Raw genomic sequence first — 1,256 nt, forward strand, 5'->3', positions numbered from 1 at the left:
ATTTCTTTAGAAAGTGGGGATTTACGGTAAACGAAGCTGTGTATACAGAAATTTCGAATCTCAATTTAGACGCTCCCGAGCAAGATGTTAGCGCCTTGAGAGATTAGGCTCCTATTTTTCGCTTGATTTTTTAAAAGGGCGGTCCGCAGAAAGTATCTGTGACCGCCTTTTTCGTATTTTTCAGATTTTAGGAACTGTTCTGTCGACGATGTTTCCTTTCCATTTAACGATATCGGATAAATCACATTCTTGAATAATCGCATCTGTTATTCCAGCAGCATATCGTTCGGAAGAGTAGTGGATTTCTGGCTGATCGATATCGGATTTAGTTTACTAAAATACGTTTATCTTTAAACGCAAAAGCTTACACAACGATAGCATTCAGGTGATCTTTTTTCGCTAAACTTGTATATAGACCGAAAATGATGAGAAAGCAATTTGGCATTAAAGATATCGCGGAACAATTAGACCTTTCCGTTTCCACCGTCTCGCGGGCGCTGCGTGATGCGCACGACGTAAGCCCAGAGACGAGGAAAAAAGTGCTTGCTTTGACCGAAAAATTGAAATTTAAACGCAATTCGAACGCCGCCGCACTCGCTTCAGGATCAACTAAAAATATTGCTGTTATATTACCTTTTATTACCAACTACTATTTCTCTACCGTTATCTCCGGCATACAAGAAGAAGCGTATCAACAAGGTTATACGGCTATTATATATATTACTAACGACGATGTTGAACGAGAATATAAACTTCTCGAAAATATTTCAACGACAAGTGTCGACGGATTATTAATATCGATTTCATCCAACTCAAACATCAACGATCATTACGAAAACCTTATTGAGGAAGGCCTTCCTATTGTTTTTTTTGATCGGGTTCCTCATAACATTCTCGCCTCGAAAGTGATGCAGAGTGATTATGACGGGGCGTATTTAGCAACAACGCATTTAATTCAGCAAGGATATAACAAGATAGCTCACATCGCGGGCCCGAGTGAGCTCACCTTCACGCAGGAACGGCTCAAAGGATATAAAACTGCGTTAAATGACAACGGGCTTCAATGCCGGGATCAGGACATTATTTTTTCTGGATTCGATCAAATACACGGATTACATGATACCCAAAAATTGCTCGACCTGGTTGACCCACCTAATGCCATATTTGCTGTCAATGACCGAAAAGCAGTAGGCGCTATCCAGGCTATAAAAAGAGCCGGACACACAGTGGGAAAAGATATTGGGGTTATAGGCTTT

Annotated in this window: 1 protein-coding gene; it reads left to right on the forward strand. The window is 40.6% G+C overall.

The genetic code is table 11. From position 1 onward, the window contains the following. Positions 1 to 422: 422 nt before the first annotated feature. Positions 423 to 1,256, forward strand: an 834-nt coding sequence (locus tag HP439_RS19130; RefSeq protein WP_246229428.1) for a LacI family DNA-binding transcriptional regulator, incomplete at its 3' end; no start/stop codon positions are given.

The sequence above is a fragment of the Sphingobacterium shayense genome (assembly GCF_013179575.1).
Lineage (GTDB): Bacteria > Bacteroidota > Bacteroidia > Sphingobacteriales > Sphingobacteriaceae > Sphingobacterium > Sphingobacterium shayense.